This is a genomic window from Neoasaia chiangmaiensis (assembly GCF_002005465.1).
GTDB classification, from domain to species: Bacteria; Pseudomonadota; Alphaproteobacteria; order Acetobacterales; family Acetobacteraceae; genus Neoasaia; species Neoasaia chiangmaiensis.
This window is the reverse complement of sequence record NZ_CP014691.1, coordinates 1,622,662-1,639,924: the sequence shown is the minus strand read 5'-3', so window position 1 is coordinate 1,639,924 and position 17,263 is coordinate 1,622,662. Positions and strand designations below refer to the sequence as shown.

General features: G+C 64.9%; 17 protein-coding genes. 11 read left to right on the top strand and 6 right to left on the bottom strand.

Annotated elements, in window-relative coordinates:
• The first annotated feature begins 336 nt into the window (after window positions 1-336).
• The 6 genes from A0U93_RS07725 to A0U93_RS07700 all read left to right on the top strand — a co-directional run bounded on the left by A0U93_RS07725 (window position 337) and on the right by A0U93_RS07700 (window position 8,335).
• Window positions 337-1,569, top strand: coding sequence for a hypothetical protein (locus tag A0U93_RS07725; protein WP_147150788.1), 1,233 nt, complete (start codon window positions 337-339; stop codon window positions 1,567-1,569).
• Window positions 1,570-1,732: 163 nt separating this feature from the next.
• The gene (locus A0U93_RS07720) at window positions 1,733-2,236 is read left to right on the top strand and encodes a protein-export chaperone SecB (RefSeq protein ID WP_077806826.1); all 504 of its coding nucleotides are present in this window, start codon (window positions 1,733-1,735) and stop codon (window positions 2,234-2,236) included.
• A 10-nt stretch (window positions 2,237-2,246) separates the two neighbouring features.
• A complete protein-coding gene (locus A0U93_RS07715; RefSeq protein ID WP_077806825.1) occupies window positions 2,247-5,252 on the top strand; it encodes a glycosyltransferase in 3,006 nt (1,001 codons plus the stop codon).
• Complete coding sequence (locus tag A0U93_RS07710; RefSeq protein ID WP_077806824.1) at window positions 5,249-6,643, top strand: M20/M25/M40 family metallo-hydrolase; 1,395 nt, start codon at window positions 5,249-5,251, stop codon at window positions 6,641-6,643. The genes A0U93_RS07715 and A0U93_RS07710 overlap by 4 nt, the downstream gene beginning before the upstream one ends.
• Window position 6,644: 1 nt before the next feature.
• Window positions 6,645-7,625, top strand: coding sequence for a 4-hydroxythreonine-4-phosphate dehydrogenase PdxA (pdxA, locus tag A0U93_RS07705; protein WP_147150787.1), 981 nt, complete (start codon window positions 6,645-6,647; stop codon window positions 7,623-7,625).
• Entirely contained in the window at window positions 7,622-8,335 is a 714-nt protein-coding gene (locus A0U93_RS07700; protein WP_077806822.1) for a pyridoxine 5'-phosphate synthase, read from the top strand. The genes pdxA and A0U93_RS07700 overlap by 4 nt, the downstream gene beginning before the upstream one ends.
• Before the next feature lie 33 nt (window positions 8,336-8,368).
• On the opposite strand, the gene A0U93_RS07695 is transcribed toward A0U93_RS07700, so the two are convergent.
• Window positions 8,369-8,968 (bottom strand): hypothetical protein, encoded by a 600-nt coding sequence (locus A0U93_RS07695; RefSeq protein WP_174807224.1) that lies wholly within the window; start codon window positions 8,966-8,968, stop codon window positions 8,369-8,371.
• 129 nt (window positions 8,969-9,097) lie between these two features.
• Complete coding sequence (locus A0U93_RS07690) at window positions 9,098-9,637, bottom strand: hypothetical protein (protein WP_211274060.1); 540 nt, start codon at window positions 9,635-9,637, stop codon at window positions 9,098-9,100.
• An 82-nt stretch (window positions 9,638-9,719) separates the two neighbouring features.
• On the opposite strand from A0U93_RS07690, the gene A0U93_RS07685 reads away from it, so the two are divergent.
• Window positions 9,720-9,944 (top strand): DUF3126 family protein, encoded by a 225-nt coding sequence (locus A0U93_RS07685; protein ID WP_077806820.1) that lies wholly within the window; start codon window positions 9,720-9,722, stop codon window positions 9,942-9,944.
• Window positions 9,945-9,959: 15 nt separating this feature from the next.
• On the opposite strand, the gene A0U93_RS07680 is transcribed toward A0U93_RS07685, so the two are convergent.
• Entirely contained in the window at window positions 9,960-10,541 is a 582-nt protein-coding gene (locus tag A0U93_RS07680) for a DUF2939 domain-containing protein (RefSeq protein WP_077806819.1), read from the bottom strand.
• Window positions 10,542-10,745: 204 nt separating this feature from the next.
• Here A0U93_RS07680 and A0U93_RS07675 point away from each other — a divergent pair, with 204 nt between their 5' ends.
• From A0U93_RS07675 to pyk, 4 genes are all read left to right on the top strand, one after another.
• The gene (locus A0U93_RS07675; RefSeq protein WP_077806818.1) at window positions 10,746-11,528 is read left to right on the top strand and encodes a HesA/MoeB/ThiF family protein; all 783 of its coding nucleotides are present in this window, start codon (window positions 10,746-10,748) and stop codon (window positions 11,526-11,528) included.
• On the top strand, window positions 11,495-11,902 hold the full coding sequence (locus A0U93_RS07670) for a hypothetical protein (RefSeq protein WP_245825155.1): 408 nt from the start codon (window positions 11,495-11,497) through the stop codon (window positions 11,900-11,902). Before A0U93_RS07675 ends, A0U93_RS07670 begins: the two co-directional genes overlap by 34 nt.
• Before the next feature lie 66 nt (window positions 11,903-11,968).
• A complete protein-coding gene (locus A0U93_RS07665) occupies window positions 11,969-12,955 on the top strand; it encodes an SH3 domain-containing protein (RefSeq protein WP_077806816.1) in 987 nt (328 codons plus the stop codon).
• Between the two features lie 46 nt (window positions 12,956-13,001).
• Window positions 13,002-14,453, top strand: coding sequence for a pyruvate kinase (pyk, locus tag A0U93_RS07660; protein ID WP_077808413.1), 1,452 nt, complete (start codon window positions 13,002-13,004; stop codon window positions 14,451-14,453).
• 60 nt (window positions 14,454-14,513) lie between these two features.
• Here pyk and A0U93_RS07655 read toward each other — a convergent pair whose 3' ends face one another.
• From A0U93_RS07655 to A0U93_RS07645, 3 genes are all read right to left on the bottom strand, one after another.
• A complete protein-coding gene (locus A0U93_RS07655; RefSeq protein WP_174807223.1) occupies window positions 14,514-15,101 on the bottom strand; it encodes a hypothetical protein in 588 nt (195 codons plus the stop codon).
• 100 nt (window positions 15,102-15,201) lie between these two features.
• Window positions 15,202-16,086, bottom strand: a complete 885-nt coding sequence (locus A0U93_RS07650) for a prephenate dehydrogenase/arogenate dehydrogenase family protein (RefSeq protein ID WP_077806815.1) — start codon at window positions 16,084-16,086, stop codon at window positions 15,202-15,204.
• Entirely contained in the window at window positions 16,083-17,138 is a 1,056-nt protein-coding gene (locus A0U93_RS07645) for a lysylphosphatidylglycerol synthase domain-containing protein (protein WP_077806814.1), read from the bottom strand. The genes A0U93_RS07650 and A0U93_RS07645 overlap by 4 nt, the downstream gene beginning before the upstream one ends.
• Window positions 17,139-17,263 lie beyond the last annotated feature (125 nt).

Below are 17,263 nucleotides of genomic sequence, written 5' to 3'. Positions count from 1 at the left end.
TCCACGCCGAATGCCAGCCTTAACCGTCGCGCCTTGGTCGGATTGGGCCTGACGGCATCGTTGGCGGCCTCGGCGAAAGCTGCGGAGTTGACATCGGGACCGGTTGCCAGAGTGGACGAAAGTGCTCTTCGACAAAAAGGTGCTGCTCTGGATGGGCGCCACGATGATCTTGCTGTCTTTCAATCGTTCATCGATCAGGCATTCGCGGCATCACCTTATAATGGCGCGCCATGCGTCTTCTTCGATCTCCCTGTCGGAACGATTCTGTTTTCCGGCCCCCTGTTGACTGGTACCTGCAATGTCATGCTTCGCGGCGCGGGGCAGGATCTGACGACATTGCTCATGCAGCCTGGTGGTCACGGTCTGCTGCAACATGGGACCGATACAAAACCGGCTGTGGGCTATCTTCAATTGCAGGATATCGGCCTTGAGGACGGCAATGCCCGTGGGAGTGGGTCAACGGGCGTTTCGGTACGTTTTGCGGCGAATGCGCCGCAGTCAGCGATGACATGGCAAGGTGTTGCACTTCGCAGATGGGCCGCGCCAGCTAGGATCGTAGACTGCCCACGCAACTGGCATTGTGAGAATGTAACGGTATTCGGCCCGGATTTTGCCATGCAGGCAGGGGCCGCTTTCGAGATCGTCAGCAGCCCGCTATTTGCGCAAGGCTGCTTCACATATGTTTTCATCAATGTGCTGGTGGCGAATTACACATGGGGATGGAATTATGACATCCGCTCCCCGCTTGAAGGACAACGTTTCTATTCCTGCACCTGTTATAATGGTTGGGGTATGGTGCGCGCGCGCGTGCATGCGACGCCAGACAGGCGGGACCAGATCGATGAGACCTACCGCAGCGTCATCTGGTATTTCATGGAATGCGATTGGCAGGGTTTTGGGTATGCATTCGACCTGGTGCATTGCCGTAACATCATCGTGCGTGGCGGTTTTTACATCGCCAACCGCAACACGGACCATCTGCCCATTCCAGACGGAAGGCCCCGCCGTCGCTATATGAGTTTCGTCGGATGTGGCGACATACTTTTGGACGGGGTCAAATTCGACGTTTTCACCGAGACCGAACGCGAATTATCACTGGTCTATGTCGATTCTACGTCGGACCAGTTTCGTGCGCGCGATACAAACGTGCTGTCCTATTCGCCGATTGACTGTGCATTCGAATTCGCCGAACCGCAGCACCCTAATCCCAAAGCGAATACCTTATCGGAAATCGATACCGTTTGGGCGGCATGGTCTGGAGGGCAAAAAGTTCGCGACTATGGCAACAACCAGCTTGCACAAAGTCTGGCGCGTGATCTCGGTGGCGAGATGACCGCCTCCGGTCGATTGACTTTTCAGGGAGAAACCGAGGTGACGGGGCGGACTATGCGGATCGCGTTACCGAGGAGGCCGGGCAATTATCCGTGGTTTTCCAAAGTGCCGGTCGTAAGCGTCGCAGGTATTGGTGTGGACGCGGATGTCAGGATTGTTGATGTCACGTCCACGGCGATCAGCGTTCGAGCGACGGCAGGCGTCAAAAGTATTCACTGGACTGCCACCGGTTCATGAATAGCCTGTCTATCTCGTTCGAATTGGCGCAAACAAAATGTCCGGCTGGTGGAAAAGGTCGGCTGGCCAATAACCGGAGGACATGACACAAAGGCGCTACAATACACGTCCCGCCACAGGATGGGGCGTCTGGTGATTTGCCGTTCAGGAAAGAAAAGACGCGATGTCCGATCACAGCCACGCCGATACGCTCTCCGGGGCCAATCAGGGGACTGGCGGTGCGCCGGCCCTGAGCGTTGGCAACCAGTATGTCCGTTCCGTTTCCCTGAACGTGCCCGATGCGCCGGCGGTTTACGCCAGCATGCCGGCGCGTCCGCATATCGGGCTTGTTCTTGACGTTAACGCGCGCCAGCTTGCCGATCGCCAGCTGACGTTCGAGGTCACGCTGGTAATGCGCGCGCGTGGTCTGACGACACCGCCGAGCGAGGAGAATCCCGAGCCGGCCGCGCTGTATGAGGCCGAGATCGCCTATTCCGGTCTGTTCGCCCTGCCGCCCAGCGAGCGGGAGGTGCTCGAGACGATGCTGCTGATCGACGCGCCGCGCCTTCTTTTCCCGGGGGCGCGGAATGTGTTGCTGAATCTGGTGCGCGAGGCCGGTTTTCCCACGATCAATATCCAGCCGGTCGATTTCGTCGCCCTGTGGCAAGCGCGCCGTAAGCAAGGCTGAGGCGGGGGCCATGGCCACGTTCGATGAGGCGATCGCGCCGCAGGGCAGCCTTTTCTCGGCGCCGGCGTTCGACAACGGTCATACGCCGGCATGGGCGCATCTCGACCTTGCCTGGTATCGTCGGCGATACGCGCAGGCGTTGCAGGAAGCGGGCGTCGCGGATGCCGACGATGCCGCGATTGCGCGTTTCTGGCGGGAGCAGGGTGCGGCGCTGGGGCACGTGCCGGGCTGTCTTTTCGATGAGGATTTCTACCTCGCGCGTAATCCGGATGTCGCGAGCGGTGTGCGGGACGGCGTTTTCGATTCCGGCTTCATGCATTATTGCGAGAGCGGCTTTCGCTCCCGCGCGCCGCATTGGCTGTTTTCGGAAGACGAATATTTCCGCGTCAATCCCAACCTCTCACCACGCAGCGTGCGTGAGGCGGGTTTTGCCAATGGCTACGACCACTATCTGACCGAAGGGGATCGTGCTTGGCGTGTCGGGCATCCTTTCTTCGATCCGGATCTGTTCCGTGCCGAGTGCGAGGCGCACCAGTTGCGGGGCGCGCACGGGCATGGCGGTTTCGCGTTCTTTCTGGGCACGGCGGGTGCCGCGGCCTTGCGGACGTCCTGGTATTTCGATCCGGCATGGTATCTTGCGCAGTATCCCGTGGTGGCCGAGGCGCTGGCGCGTGGTGAATACACGCATCCCCTGCATCATTACCTGACGAATCCGACGCCTACGGCGTTCGATCCCAATCCGTTCTTCAGCGAGGCCTTCTACGCCGCCAGCAATCCGGATGTGGCGGCGATCGTCGCGAACGGGGGGCTGCGCAACGGTTATGAACATTTCCTTCGTTTCGGGCTGAATGAGGGACGCAAGCCTGTCGAGCACTGGGACCTTGCGGCCTATCGCGTTCGCCCGGATGTGGTGAGGGCCGTCCGGCGCGGGGTGTTTCGCGATATCTTCGCGCATTGGGTGGCGACCTCCACGCAGGGAACGCTGGAAGATGCGACGCAGGACGCACCGCCGCTTTCGCCGGCGCAGCATCGGGAATTGCTGGCCAGCCATGCGCGGACGATGCTGCCGCTTCTCGTGCGTGGGCCGCTCGATTTCACGGTGAGAAATACGCCGGTCGTCAGCGTGATCGTGCCATCGCGCAACGATTTTTCGATCCTGATCGAGACGCTCGCCTCCCTTTATGACGGCGGCGGCGGGCGGATCGAAGTGATCGTCACGGATGCGGAGTCGGCTGACGAGACGGGCGTGCTCGACCGTTTTTTCCGTGGCGTGACGCATCGGCGTGTTTCGCCGCGCGATGGTTTTGGGGGCTGGTGGCGCGCGGGGCTTGACCATGCGCGCGCGCCGGCGGTGCTGTTGCTGCGACCGGGCGCGCGTCTGGCCTATGGCGCGCTGGATGCGGCGCTGGCGCGTTTGCAGGATGGCGGCGTGGGTGCCGTGACCGGGCAGATGCTGCGGGACGATCTGACGGTCGGTGCGGCGGGGGGCGTTGTCTGCCGCGACGGCACGATTGCGGTCTATGGCGCGGGGCAGGCGTCTTTCGCGCCGTCGATCGCCTTTTCGCGGTTGTGCGACGTGGCTGGGTCGGGTCCGCTGCTGGTCGAGACGGCGGCATTGCGGGCGACCGGCATTCCGGAGGGTTTCGACGACCCGGCCTGTCTGGCGGCGGCCATCGGGCTGGGCGTTCAGGCGCACGGCAAGCAGATATGCTATGAGCCATCTTTCCTCTCCCATGAAGCGCCGCCGCCGCGACATCGGCTCGATACCGATCCGGCGGCGGGGCGTGCCGCGTTGCAGCGCCAGTTCGGCGCGGTGCTGCGTCGTCGGCCGCCGCAGGCGCCGCAACTGCTGGAGCGGGCGCGGTGGCGCGGGAAGGGCGCGCGGGTGCTGTTCGTCGGCGCGTCCATGCCGTCGCGACGCCGGGGCGGTTTGTTCGCGCGGGACTGTGACGTGATCGCGACGATGGCGTCGTGGGGGGCGCGGGTCAGCGTGTATGCGCTGGACGGCGGAGACGGGGAATTTTCGAGGACGGAGCGGGATCTGCCGCAGGGCGTCGAGGTGATGGCGGGGCTGGGCCACGCCGAACTCACGCGCTTCCTGCATGAACGCGCCGGATGTTTCGACAATATCTGGATTGCGGGGAGCGATACGTTGCATCGCATCCTTGGCAACCTGCATGAGAGTGCCGCCGTGTTGCCGTCGGAGGGCATCGTCCTGGATGCGCGCTGGCTGGCGAGTGTCGAGAACCATGCGCGGCGGCGTGTCGGCGGCCTTGACGATCCGGCGTTGCTGGCGCGGGAGCTGCGCGAGGAACTGCGCGATGCGTGGTTCTGCCAGACCATCGTCGCCCTGCAGGATCATGACGCGGCGCTGATCCGTTCGGTCGGTTTCGACAACGTGGCGGTGCTGGGGCATGTCGCGCCGATCATCGAGGGGGTTGCGGATTTCGACCGGCGTGCGGGGTTGCTGTTCGCCACGCCTATCCATGCGTCGGGCGATGCGGCGCATGACGGGCTGGCCTGGTTCGTCCGCGACGTGTTGCCGCATCTGGACGCCATGCTGCCGCCCGAGGTGACGCTGACCGTCGCGGGCTACAAGCCGGACGATCTCGATCTGTCGGCGATGGCGCGGTATGCGCGGATTGCGCCGATCGTGCCGGCGAAGGATCTCGAGGCGCTTTATGAGCGCCATCGGGTGTTGATCGCGCCATCGCGCGTTTCGGCGGGGTTGCCGTATGAGGTGACGCGCGCGGCGCTTCATGGATTGCCGGCGGTGCTCGGCGCGGATGTGGCCGAACAACTGGGCTGGCCGGATTATTCGGCCTGTCTCGTCGCGGGCACGGATCCGGTCCTGTTCGCCGAGAGCGTGGCGCGGCTTTATAAGAACGAGCCGTTGTGGCAACGGCTGTCTTTCGGTGCGCCGATGGCGGCGCAGCATGCCGGCAAGCCGGATTTGTTCAAGCGGAGCCTGCAGCAGATCCTGCGTCAGGCCCGCGCTCAGGAAGCGGTATCATGACTGAATCTCTCAACCAGGTTCTGGCGCAGGCGGACCGGGCGATGCCCGAGAGCCTGGAACGCCTTTTCGCGCTGTTGCGCATTCCCAGCATCTCCGCCCAGCCGCGGCATGCGCAGGACTGTCGCGATGCCGCCGAGTGGTTGAGCGATGAACTGGCGTCGCTGGGGTTTGCCGCGCGGGTGGCGGAAACGCCGGGCCATCCGATGGTGGTCGCGCATGACGACAGCGCGCCGCATGGGCCGCATGTGCTGTTCTACGGTCATTACGACGTGCAGCCGACCGATCCGGCCGCGCTCTGGCATAGCGATCCGTTCAGGCCGGCCATCGTCAAGGAAGCGGACGGGCGCGAGGTGATCGTCGCGCGCGGGGCGTCGGACGACAAGGGCCAGCTCATGACGTTCATCGAGGCCTGCCGTGCGTGGAAGCGCGTGCATGGCGCGCTGCCGCTGAAGGTCTCGATCATCGTCGAGGGCGAGGAGGAAAGCGGCGGGGCGAATCTGCTGCCGTTCCTCAAGGCGCATGCCGATGAGCTGAAGGCGGATGTGGCGATGATCTGCGACACCGGCATGCCCAACCGCACGACACCGGCCATCACCACCGGCCTGCGCGGTCTGGTGGGTGAGGAAGTGACGATCGACTGTGCGACGCACGACCTGCATTCGGGCATGTATGGCAACGCGGCGCGCAACCCGATCGAATTGCTGTGCGGCATTCTGGGCAAGGTCCGCGATGCGGAAGGGCGCGTCACGCTGCCGGGTTTCTATGACGGTGTGACGGATGCGCCGGCCGCGGTGCGGGCGCAGTGGAAGACGCTGTTTCCCGACGATGCCGAGACGCTGGCGCCTGTCGGGCTGTCGGTCGCGGCAGGCGAGCGGGGGTATACGGCGGTCGAGCAGATCTGGAGCCGCCCGACCTTCGAGATCAACGGGATTTCCGGTGGTTACGAGGATGATGGCTTCAAGACCGTGCTGCCGGCCAGGGCGATGGCGAAGGTGTCGTTCCGTCTGGTGCCGGGGCAGGATCCGGCCCGGGTGCGGGAGGCTTTCCGGCATTATGTGCGCGAAAGCCTGCCCGCCGATGCCAGGGTGACGTTTGCATCGCATGGTGCGTCATCCGGCTTCGCGGTGCCGCAGGACGGGCCTTATCTCAAGCCTGCCCTGGCGGCGTTGAGCGATGAGTGGAACGTGCCGGCGGTGTCCATCGGTTCCGGCGGGTCGATTCCGGTGGTGGCGGAGCTGAAAGAGGCGCTGGGTGTGGACTCGCTGTTGATCGGCTTCGCGCAGTCCGACGACCGCATCCATTCACCGAATGAACAATATGGTCTCGACTCGTTCCATAAGGGCGTCCGGTCCTGGGTGCGGGTGCTGGATCGTCTCGCCACGGCACGCTGACATGCTGCCCGCGCTGACGATGGGCGATCCGGCGGGCATCGGGCCGGAACTGACCGCCGCGGCGTGGACGGCGCAGGCGACGCCGTTCGTCTGGCTGGGCGATCCGGCGTTGTTGCGCGATCGCGTGCCGGTCAGGGTGGTCGCGGATGCGCGGGAGGCGCTGGCGGCTTTCGCCACGGCCCTGCCGGTGCTGCCGCTGACGCTGGGCGCGGCAGTGTTGCCGGGCCAGCCCGACCCGGCGAACGGCGCGGCGGTGATCGAATCCATCGCACTGGCGACGAAGCTGGCGTTGTCCGGTGCCGTGTCGGGCGTCGTGACCAATCCGATCAGCAAGCATGTGTTGCGGCAGGCCGGTTTTCCCTATCCCGGCCATACGGAATTCCTTGCGGCGCTTTGCGACAGGCCGGGCGAGGAAGTCATGATGCTGGCCTCGCCGCGTTTGCGCGTCGTGCCGGTGACGGTGCATGTCAGCCTGCGGCAGGCGCTGGCGACGCTGGATACGGCGCGGATCGTCGCGGTGGGGCGGATCACGGCCGCCGCCCTGCGCCGGGATTTCGGGATTGCGGCGCCACGTCTGGCGGTGGCGGGGCTCAATCCGCATGCGGGTGAGAACGGGTTGATGGGCGATGAGGAAGGCGCGATCATCGTGCCGGCCATCGAGGCCCTGCGCGCGGATGGAATCGATGCTTTCGGGCCGCTGCCGCCGGATACGATGTTCACCGAGGCGGCGCGTGCGCGTTACGACACGGCGCTGTGCATGTATCACGATCAGGCGTTGATTCCGCTCAAGACGCTCGACATGGCGTCGGGCGTGAATGCGACGCTCGGCTTGCCGATCGTCCGGACATCGCCCGATCACGGTACGGCGTTCGATATCGCCGGCAAGGGGCTCGCGGATGTCTCCAGCCTGCTGGCGGCGTTGCGGCTGGCCGGTGAGATGGGGGTGCATCGGCGGAATTTCATGCAGGGAGAAGCGTCATGATCCGTCTGGGCGTGAATATCGACCATATCGCCACGGTGCGTAATGCGCGGGGCGGTCGCCATCCGGACCCGGTGGCTGGTGCCTTGCTGGCGGCGGCGCATGGTGCGGACGGAATCACGGCGCATCTGCGTGAGGATCGGCGGCATATCCGCGACGAGGACATGCAGCGTCTGCGGCACGATCTGCCGGTGCCACTGAATTTCGAGATGGCGGCAACGGAGGAGATGGTCGCGCTGGCCTGTGCGTTACGACCGCATGCCTGCTGCATCGTGCCGGAGCGCCGTCAGGAAGTGACGACCGAAGGCGGGCTGGATGTGATCGGGCAATCCGATGATCTGACGCGGAAAATCGAACGGCTTCGGCAGGCGGGCATTCGCGTTTCGTTGTTCATCGATCCTGATCCGGTGCAGGTCGAGGCGGCGGCGCGGGTAGGGGCGCAGGTTGTGGAACTGCATACGGGGGCCTACGCCCACCGGCCGGATGCAGCGGAACTGAAGCGCCTGCAAATCGCCGGGCATGCCGCGCTGGCGGAGAAGCTGGAGCTCCATGCCGGGCATGGGCTGACCTATGAGAATGTGGGCGCGGTCGCGGCGATCGGCGGGATGGCTGAACTGAATATCGGCCATTTTCTGATCGGCGAGGCGATCATGGTGGGGCTGCCGCATGCGATCGCGCGCATGAAGGCGGCGATCGCGGCGGGCACGGTATAGGGCCGCGCCGCCTTTCGTGACTGTCGCCCGCCGTTACTGCGTGCGGGGCAGGATGACCGGCTTGGTGGACTTGGGGTCCGGATTGGTGATGACGCCGCCGGATTGCTTGGAATAGGTCGCATCCGTGTTCTGGTTGGGCGTCTTGGCCGGTGCGAAGGCGGAAACGGGACCGAACGGACCGGCATTGACCTTGCGCTCGGTCGCTTCCGGCTGGCGGGCGCAGCCGCGCGTTATGATCGAGCAGATGCCGTCCGTGCCGATGACCTCGTCATCGTCGCCCGTGTAATGGACTTCGGAGACGCGGTCATGGTCGAGGCGGATGACGGCCGTGCAGGTCGTGCCGCCGCCGCCGCTGAATTCCTGGATGACGGACGAGATGTCGGCAACCGGAATCAGGGTCGAGCCGCTGAAGGTCGGCAGGGTATGCGTGCCGGTATACTGGTAGATTTGCGTCGTGTCGTTTAGCTGCTTCACGCTTGCCGGGATGCCGGCGCAGGCTTGCAGGTCGTAGGATGTCATGCCGACCATAGCGATCTGGGCGCGGTGTGCCGCCCTGGAGTCGAAATATCCGCAGCCGCTGAGTGTGGTGGCAAAGGTGGCAAGGGAAAGCGCACGAAGCGTACGGGAAATCATCGTTTCTCCAGCAGGTGGTGGCAACAGTTCGGCGTGAAGCAGACAGGAAGTGTCATCATCATAGCGGCGAAACGTTCCGGAGGTTCCGCCGGGGCATGGCAATAGACATGCCGTCCAATCGCGGAAGGATCAACCGCCTGGATTGTATCTAATGGCGTCCAGGCAATCCTGATGCTGGAATGCGTCGGCGATATCGTGATCGGATGAGAGCCGGTCGACCATGCTCCGGCGCCATCCCGCATTTCCGCTGGCGCAGACGGCGCGACCGCTGAATGCGCCGTCGCGGGCGGGGTCGAGCAGGCGGAGCGTGCGGCCCGCATCGTGCGTCAGGCCGCTTCGCAGGGCTGCGCGCAGCATCGGGACGTTCTGGGGCGGTGCATGCCGGAGGATCGGCAGCACCCGGTTCGGCGTCAGCGCCGCGTCGGCGCGCGCGAGGGAGCGGGCGAAGGCGGCCCACCCATGGTTTTGCGTCAGGGACTGTGCCGTTTCGGTGCGTGCCGGGTCAGGCGTCGCCATGGCGATATCCTGCGCATCCGCCATATGCGTTGGCAGGAGTACCGCCCAGAACGGCGTGAGGAGGTAAGCGAGGAGTGCCATCTCACCATTTCGCGAGGTGCGTATGGCCTTGGTGTGTCGCAATCGCGGCGAATGCGGGGCAGGCTGTTTCACGATCCGCGACAATGCTCTACACAGCAACGCCATCGACTAACGGGAAACGCCGAGGCGTTCCTCACCGAGGAAAGATTCGATCATGGCCAATATCTCCGCCTCCGAAGTCACGCGTCTGCAAAAGACGCTGCGTCGTCTGCTCGGCTCGCCGAACCTGACGGTCAATCCGCCGCCGCGCCCCGGCCTGTCGGTGGAACTGGCGGTCAACGATGAGGTGATCGGCACGGTGCATCGCGACGAGGATGAGGGCGAGGTGTCCTACGCCATCAACATCATCGTTCTGGAAGAGGACCTGCCCGCGGCCTGACGTGACGGGGGCCTGTCAGGCCCCTGCCGGCAATTCCAGGCGCGTGACCTTCCAGTGCCAGTGCTCGAACTTCATGTGCACGGTGGTGGGCGCCTGGCCCGGTCGGCTGGCGAGCCGGGCCTCGAAGCCTGTCAGCCCGACGAAACGTGCCGAGAATTTCGACCACAGGTCGCGCCAGGATGCAGGCTGCTGACCGGCGGGCATCATCTGCGTTGCCATCGTGAGCAGGGAATCGGTCGTCAGGCGCGTATCGATGGCGTGGGAGACTGCGCTGGTGGCGAAGGACGAGCCGAAATCCGGCAGATCGTCGGCGGCCGCTGCCGGACCGTTGATCGCGCTGATCGTCTGTTGCTTCAGGCTGTCGGTCAGGGCGCTCCAGTCGATATGCGTGGCGAGCGTGTTCGCGTCGTGCGATTTCAGCGCGCCGTCGATCGACCACAGGGCCATGAACGGCGAGAGCGCGTAGGCGCAGATGACGGCCAGGAAAAAGGCACCGAACCAGTGATGCGGGCGGGCGGCGATTGTTTGCGGCATGGCACGGCTGGCGAAGGCGATTCCGTGCGCGGGCAGTAATTGCAGTCGGGCGAGGCGTCTCATATCTATGTCTCTGCGGCAGGCATTAGGGGCATAGAGCGAACCGGATTTCCGCTGGAAAAACCGGGGTCAGGTGCGGCACGGATGTGCCGTGTCGATGGCGCTTCGTATGGATTGACGCCATACTACGTCGCGATGACAGAGTTGTCATTAATACAATGCGCAGCCGGGCATTTTTTATCCTTCCGGAAAGACGAAGTTGTCTTCATGACCATCGAACTACCCGATCTCTCGTTCACCACCGATGAACTGCGCCGGTATTCCCGCAATATCCTGCTGCCGCCCGTCGGGGCGGTCGGGCAGGCGCGCCTGCGGGAGGGCAGCGTACTGCTGATCGGCGCGGGCGGCCTCGGTTCCCCCGTGGCGCTTTATCTGGCGGCAGCAGGCGTGGGGCGGATCGGTATTGTCGATGACGATCGTGTTGATCTGAGCAATCTTCAACGTCAGATTCTGTTCGATGGTTCCACATTGGGCGAACGAAAGGCCGTCGCCGCGCGGTCGCGTCTTTCCGCGCTGAATGACGGGATTGCGGTCGATATCCATGACTGTCGCGTCGATGCGCGCAATCTCGACGAGCTTGTCGTGGGATATGATCTGGTCTGCGACGGGTCGGATAATTTCGCGACGCGACAGGCGGTGTCCGATGCCTGTGTTCGGCACGGGCGCACGCTCGTCTCCGGCGCGGTCTCGCAGTTCGAGGGGCAGCTTTCGACGTTCCGGCCGCAGCATGGCGGGCCCTGCTATCGCTGTCTGTATCCCGATGCCGCCGAAGGCGACGCGCCGACCTGCGGGCAGGCGGGTATCCTCGGTGCGGTGACGGGCGTGATCGGCACGATGGCGGCGACGGAGGTTTTGAAGGAGGTCCTGGGGATCGGGCGTTCGCTTCAGGGGCGCGTGCTGTGCTGGGATGCGCTTGAAACGCGTTTCCGGGAATTCGCGCTGGAGCGGGATCCGCATTGTCCCGGTTGTGGCGACGGGCGGCAAGCGTGACGCGGATGCTGGCCATAACGCTGGCCGATGACTCGTTTCATCGCGCGCATCATGCGCTCGTCATGGCGGCGGGGGCTCTGGCGCTGGGGCGTCCGGTGGTGCTGTTCGGCGGGGGGCTGGGGGTATTCGCGCTATGCCGCGACTGGCGCCGCCTGTCGGGCAGTGCGTTCGATGCGGACATCCAGGCGCGGGGCGTCGCGGGCTTCGAGACGCTGCGCGAGGCCGTGCAGGATCTGGGGATCGAACTTCTGGCCTGCGAATCCGGTCTGCGCATGGCCGCGTGCACGGCGGCGGATCTGTGCGACGGGGTGACGGTTTGCGGCGTGACCCGGTTTTTTGAACGGGCGGGCGACGGGCAGATGATTGCCGTTTGAAAAATCGCTGCTCATGGGGCAGCGGACCTCTTGCCCTCTGGCTGACAACTTGGCACCCATGCAGCCATGAAGAACAACCGTTGCGGTCTCGGATTATGGTTGGCGGTCCTGTCGCCACTCTGTGTTTCAGCCGCTGTCGCGCAGACCGCGCCGCATCACCACAAGCATCATCACATTGCCGCGCATGATGGCGCGACCGCGCACGCGCAGACAGGCGCGCGCAAGACGCATGGGGCCCATGCCGTGCCGCATGGGGCGAATCCGCAGGCGGCGGAAACGCATGCCGCGCATCGTCATGGTCGGCATCACGAGGCCACGGTCGCGTCGCGCACGCCTGCCCACCATGCGCCGCATCGCGCGAAGTCGCATGCCGTCGCGGCGGGGGCGGCCGCGGGTGCCGCGGCGGGCGTGGCAACCGGAGCGGCGGGCAGCGCGCCGGGCGAGGTGCCTGCCGGGCCGCCGCCTGCGCCCGATGCGCCCCCGCAGGACAAGGGCACCAATACGGGCCTGCCGCTGCCGCGTTTCGCGGCGATGCGCGCCGACAAGGTTTATCTGCGCAAGGGGCCGGGACAGCGCTATCCGATCGAGTGGGTCTATCATCGTCGCGGTCTGCCGGTCGAAGTGGAGCGTGAGTTCGATGTCTGGCGCCTGATCGAGGATTCGGACGGCACCAAGGGCTGGGTGCATCAGGCGACGCTGGTCGGCCAGCGTACGTTCGTCATTCCCGGTCTGCCGCCGGAGGGTCATCCGCTGGCGGCCGGTGAGGCATCCGAGAAATCCGGCGATGTCATCGGGCGTGCCGATGCCCGCGTGGTGGGGCATGTCGCGACCGAGCAGGAAGCCCGGGCGCAGCACGGTGATGTGATGCTCTACAGCCAGTCGGACGAGGGCAGCAGTGTTGTAGCGGTGCTTCAGCCGGGTACGGTCGGCAATATCAAGACCTGTCCGCAAGGTTCGGGATGGTGTCGTGTGGTGGTGAAGGGCTATAGCGGTTGGTTGCCGAAGCGGTTGTTCTGGGGACTGTTGCCGGGCGAGGTGATTCAGCCTTCCTGAGCACGGCCACCCTCCCGCTGACCGGACCGATTGACCGGAGACCATGATGACCGACTCGCACCGCCTGACCCCTGCGCCGCTTGTGCGCCGAACGAAGATTGTTGCCACTTTGGGTCCGGCATCGTCCACGCCGGACATGATTCGCACGCTCGCCGTGGCCGGAGCGGACGTTTTTCGTCTGAATTTTTCGCATGGCAGCCATGAGGATCATGGGGCCCGCTATGCCGCCATTCGTGATGTCGAGGCAGAACTGGGGCGCCCTCTGGCGGTGCTGGCCGATCTTCAGGGGCCGAAGCTGCGCGTCGGGACGTTTGTCGATGGCCGCGTGACGCTTGGCAAGGGCGACAGATTCCGTCTGGACCTCAACGATACGCCGGGTGACGTCCATCGGGTGAAATTGCCGCATCCCGAGATCCTGAGCGCCGCCGAGCCGGGCAGCCATCTGCTGCTCGATGACGGCAAGCTGCGCCTGCGTGTGCTGTCGCGCGGCGAGGGAAGCCTTGAGACGGTGGTCGAGGTCGGCGGTGTGTTGTCGGACCGCAAGGGCGTCAACGTGCCGGATGTGATCCTGCCGATTCCGGCGCTGACGGAGAAGGATCGACGGGATTTCGAATTCGCGCTGTCCCTGGGTGTCGAATACATTGCCCTGTCCTTCGTGCAGCGGCCGGAGGATGTGGAGGAGGCGCGCGAGATCGCCAATGGTGCGGCCTGGATCATGACCAAGCTGGAAAAGCCGCAGGCGATGGAAAGGCTGGAGGACATCATTCGCCTTTCAGATGCGTTGATGGTCGCGCGCGGCGATCTGGGTGTCGAACTGCCGCCGGAGGAAGTGCCGGTCGCGCAGAAGCGCGCCGTGCGCGAGGCGCGCCGCCAGGGGAAGCCTGTGATTGTCGCGACGCAGATGCTGGAGAGCATGATTACCAGCCCCACGCCGACCCGTGCGGAGGTTTCGGACGTTTCCAACGCGGTATTCGACGGGGCGGATGCGGTCATGCTGTCGGCGGAGAGTGCTGCCGGGCAATATCCGCGTGAGGCGGTGGAGATCATGGCGCGCGTGACGGCGCGCATCGAGCGCGATCCGGAATGGCGCACGCGCCTGCATGCGTTGCGGCCCGAGCGCGATGGCAGCACCGGTGGTGCGATCGCCGAAGCTGCATGGCATGTGGCGCAGGCGGTGCATGCTTCGGCTGTCGTCACCTACACGCAGACAGGCCAGGGTGCGTTGCGGATTGCGCGCGAGCGGCCGGATTGCCCCGTTCTGGCGCTGACGCCCGATGACGATACGGCGCGCCGTCTTGCCGTGGTCTGGGGTGTTCGGGCGCAGTCCGTCGGGCAGGAGATGCCGATTTTCGGCGTCGAGGGCGTGGTCGATCAGGCGGTCGAGCTGGCGCAATACGAAGGCTTCGCGCGCAAGGGCGAGAAGATCGTTCTGATGGCGGGCCTGCCATTCGGGCAACGGGGTTCCACGAACACGCTGCGCGTGGTGGATTTGCCGTAAGACCTGCTGCGGGAGCCCGCCGGGATCGGCGGGCTTTCGACGGATGGCGGGTGTGGCGTCCTAGTTATCGTCCTCCGCTGAATTGAAATCCTTTGCGGCAAGTCGGGAAGCAAGGGTCTTCAGGTCAGGCACGCCGAGGATCAGGCGCAGGGAATCCGGCACGAGGGTCGTATCGAAAGGCTCGCGGGTTGGCGGGTTTTCCTGATGTGTTGTGGCATTCGTCCTGAGGATGGTTTGCGTCCCGAAGATCTGGGGATGTTTGGTATTCTGTAGATATCGGTCGAGGGTCGCCGCCGCGATCCATCGGGCGTCGGTGTAGCCTTTCGCAAGGGCACCCATGGCGAGAGCGTGGGCCAGGAGAAAATCTTCGGGTTCCTGACCGTGCTGCTCGATGAAGGCGGCTTCGTAATAGTCGAGGCCGGTCGACAGGGTGTGATTGGTCATCATTTTCCTGAGTTCGGCACGACGTTCAGCGTCTTGTCGGGTCAGGATGGTCCAGTTGATGGGACCGTTTTCACGCGCGGATTGATCCGCATCGAACAGGGCCCTGAGGCGCGGGTTGTCTTTCGGAGGCGGTGCCGCATGGGCGCAGGCTGCAGTCACGCAGAGAAGTGAGGCGATCCGACCCAGACGACGCATAATATACATTCAGCGATGACTTCCCTGATATCGTTTTGTTTCGATGTCATTGTGGGAGGAACGGCGCACATGTGTATATATGGAAACGTTATTCCATCGCCAGCAGAAGTCAGGCCTGTTTGTTCTCGATGAGATTGCGACGGATGCGGCGGCCGCGCTCGATGGTGCGCACGATGGTGGCCTCGTCGTCCTGGCGGATCGCGTCGGCCATGGCCTGGGCGTCCTGCGAGAAACGGTCGAGCATTTCCAGCAGGGCCTCGCGGTTATGCAGGAAGATATCGCGCCACATGATCGGGTCCGACGCCGCGATACGCGTGAAATCGCGGAAGCCTGACGCGGCGAAGTCCAGCACTTCCGCGCGCAGTTCGTCCGCCAGCGTGTCGGCGGTGTTGCAGATGGTGAAGGCCAGCAGATGCGGCAGATGGCTGACGATGGCGCAGATCTTGTCGTGATGTGCGACGTCCATGTGGCGCAGGCGCGCGCCCATGGCCTGCCAGAAAGCCTCCATCGTCGCGATCGCCTCCGGTGAGGCATTCATCGCGGGTGTGAACAGGCACCAGCGGTTCTCGAAAAGGGTGGCGAAGCCGGCATCGGGTCCGGAATGCTCCGTGCCCGCCATGGGATGGGCCGGCACGTAGGCGATGTCCGGCCGCAGATAAGGCGTGATGCCTTCGACAACACTGCCGCGTGTCGAGCCGACATCGGTGAGGATGGCGCCGGCCTTCATATGCGGGATGATTGCCGCGGCGACGACCGGGATGACGCCGACCGGCACGCAGAGCACGACGAGGTCCGCATTTGCGACGGCGGCGGTTGCGTCCTGCGTGATCTCATCGGCAAGGTTGAGGGCGCGGGCGCGATCGCAGACATGGGCATCGCGATCCACGGCGATCAGGTGGCGCGCGATCGAGGGCTCCAGGCGGGCGCGGCGCAGGATGGAGGAGCCGATGAGGCCCGGCCCGATGACGCAGAGTGTCTCGACGAGCGGCTTCATGAGGCGCGACGCGAACGAGGTTCGTCGAAGCCCTGCGGTGCGCCCTCGTAATTCTGGCGGTTGCGGTGGCCCAGGCGGCGCATCTCGAACATCTGCCACAGCAGCAGGACGGGAATGCCCAGTGCGATGTCACGACCACGGCGCAGCAGCGAGAGGCCGAGCGCCACCTTGGCGTCCACGCCGAAGATCATGCCCAGTGCGACATAGGCGGCTTCCTGCACGCCGAGGGCGGCCGGGACCAGGAAGCCGGCGGACATGATGCCACAGACGACGCCTTCGATCGCAATGGCGCCAGCGAAGGACAGGTCGGCGCCGAGCATGCGGAATGCGAACCAGCTCAAGGCGGCGCTGCCGAGCCAGCAGAGGAGATGCATGGTCGCGCCGAGCGCGACGCGGCCGGGGCGCTGCCAGATATCGTCGAGATGGGCCTGGAACGCGTCCATGTTGTCCACCAGCGAGTCGCGCCAGCCGGCGGCGATATGCTGCCCGAAGAACTGAACGACGCGATGCACGGCGGCGCCGCCGCGATGTTGCGTCCAGATGAATCCGGCGATGCCGAGCGAGAGCAGCGCCATCCCGCCGAGCACCGGCCAGATGAAGCGCCCCCCGCCCTGATGCCCAACGAGGCACAGCAAGGCGAGCAGGACGAACACGATCTGGCCCAGCACCTCGGTCGTGATGTCGACGAGATTGGCGGCCACGGCTTCCGGCCATTGCACGGCGCGGCGGTGGTGCGTGGTGTCGGGTTCCGCGCAGGTCGCGCGGATGCCCAGCACGATGCCGCCCAGTTGCGAGAATGGCAGGCAGTTGCCCGCAGCGTCGCGTACGGCGCGCGCGCTCACGGTGCGCAGCAGGCCCAGATCGGGGCAGGGCAGCAGCCATGCGAGGCCCAGGCCGACGTCGATGACCACCTGGCCGACCAGCAGGGCCGCGAAACCGCCGAAGCCGATGCGTTGCATCGCGCCCAGAACCGGGCCGACACCGAGCCAGGCTGTGATGGCGGTCAGGACGGCAATGCCGAGAAGCGAGAGGAGGAAAGTCAGTTTCTTCAAAACGACGTCGCAATCCGGATCGGCCCCGAAAGGCCGTGAAACAGGAGCAGGCGGCCGGAAAGCCGGGCAAGTGAGCCGGGGGCCGGGTGCGGACGAGAACCGGTGTTCCGGCGTTCGTCTGGTCG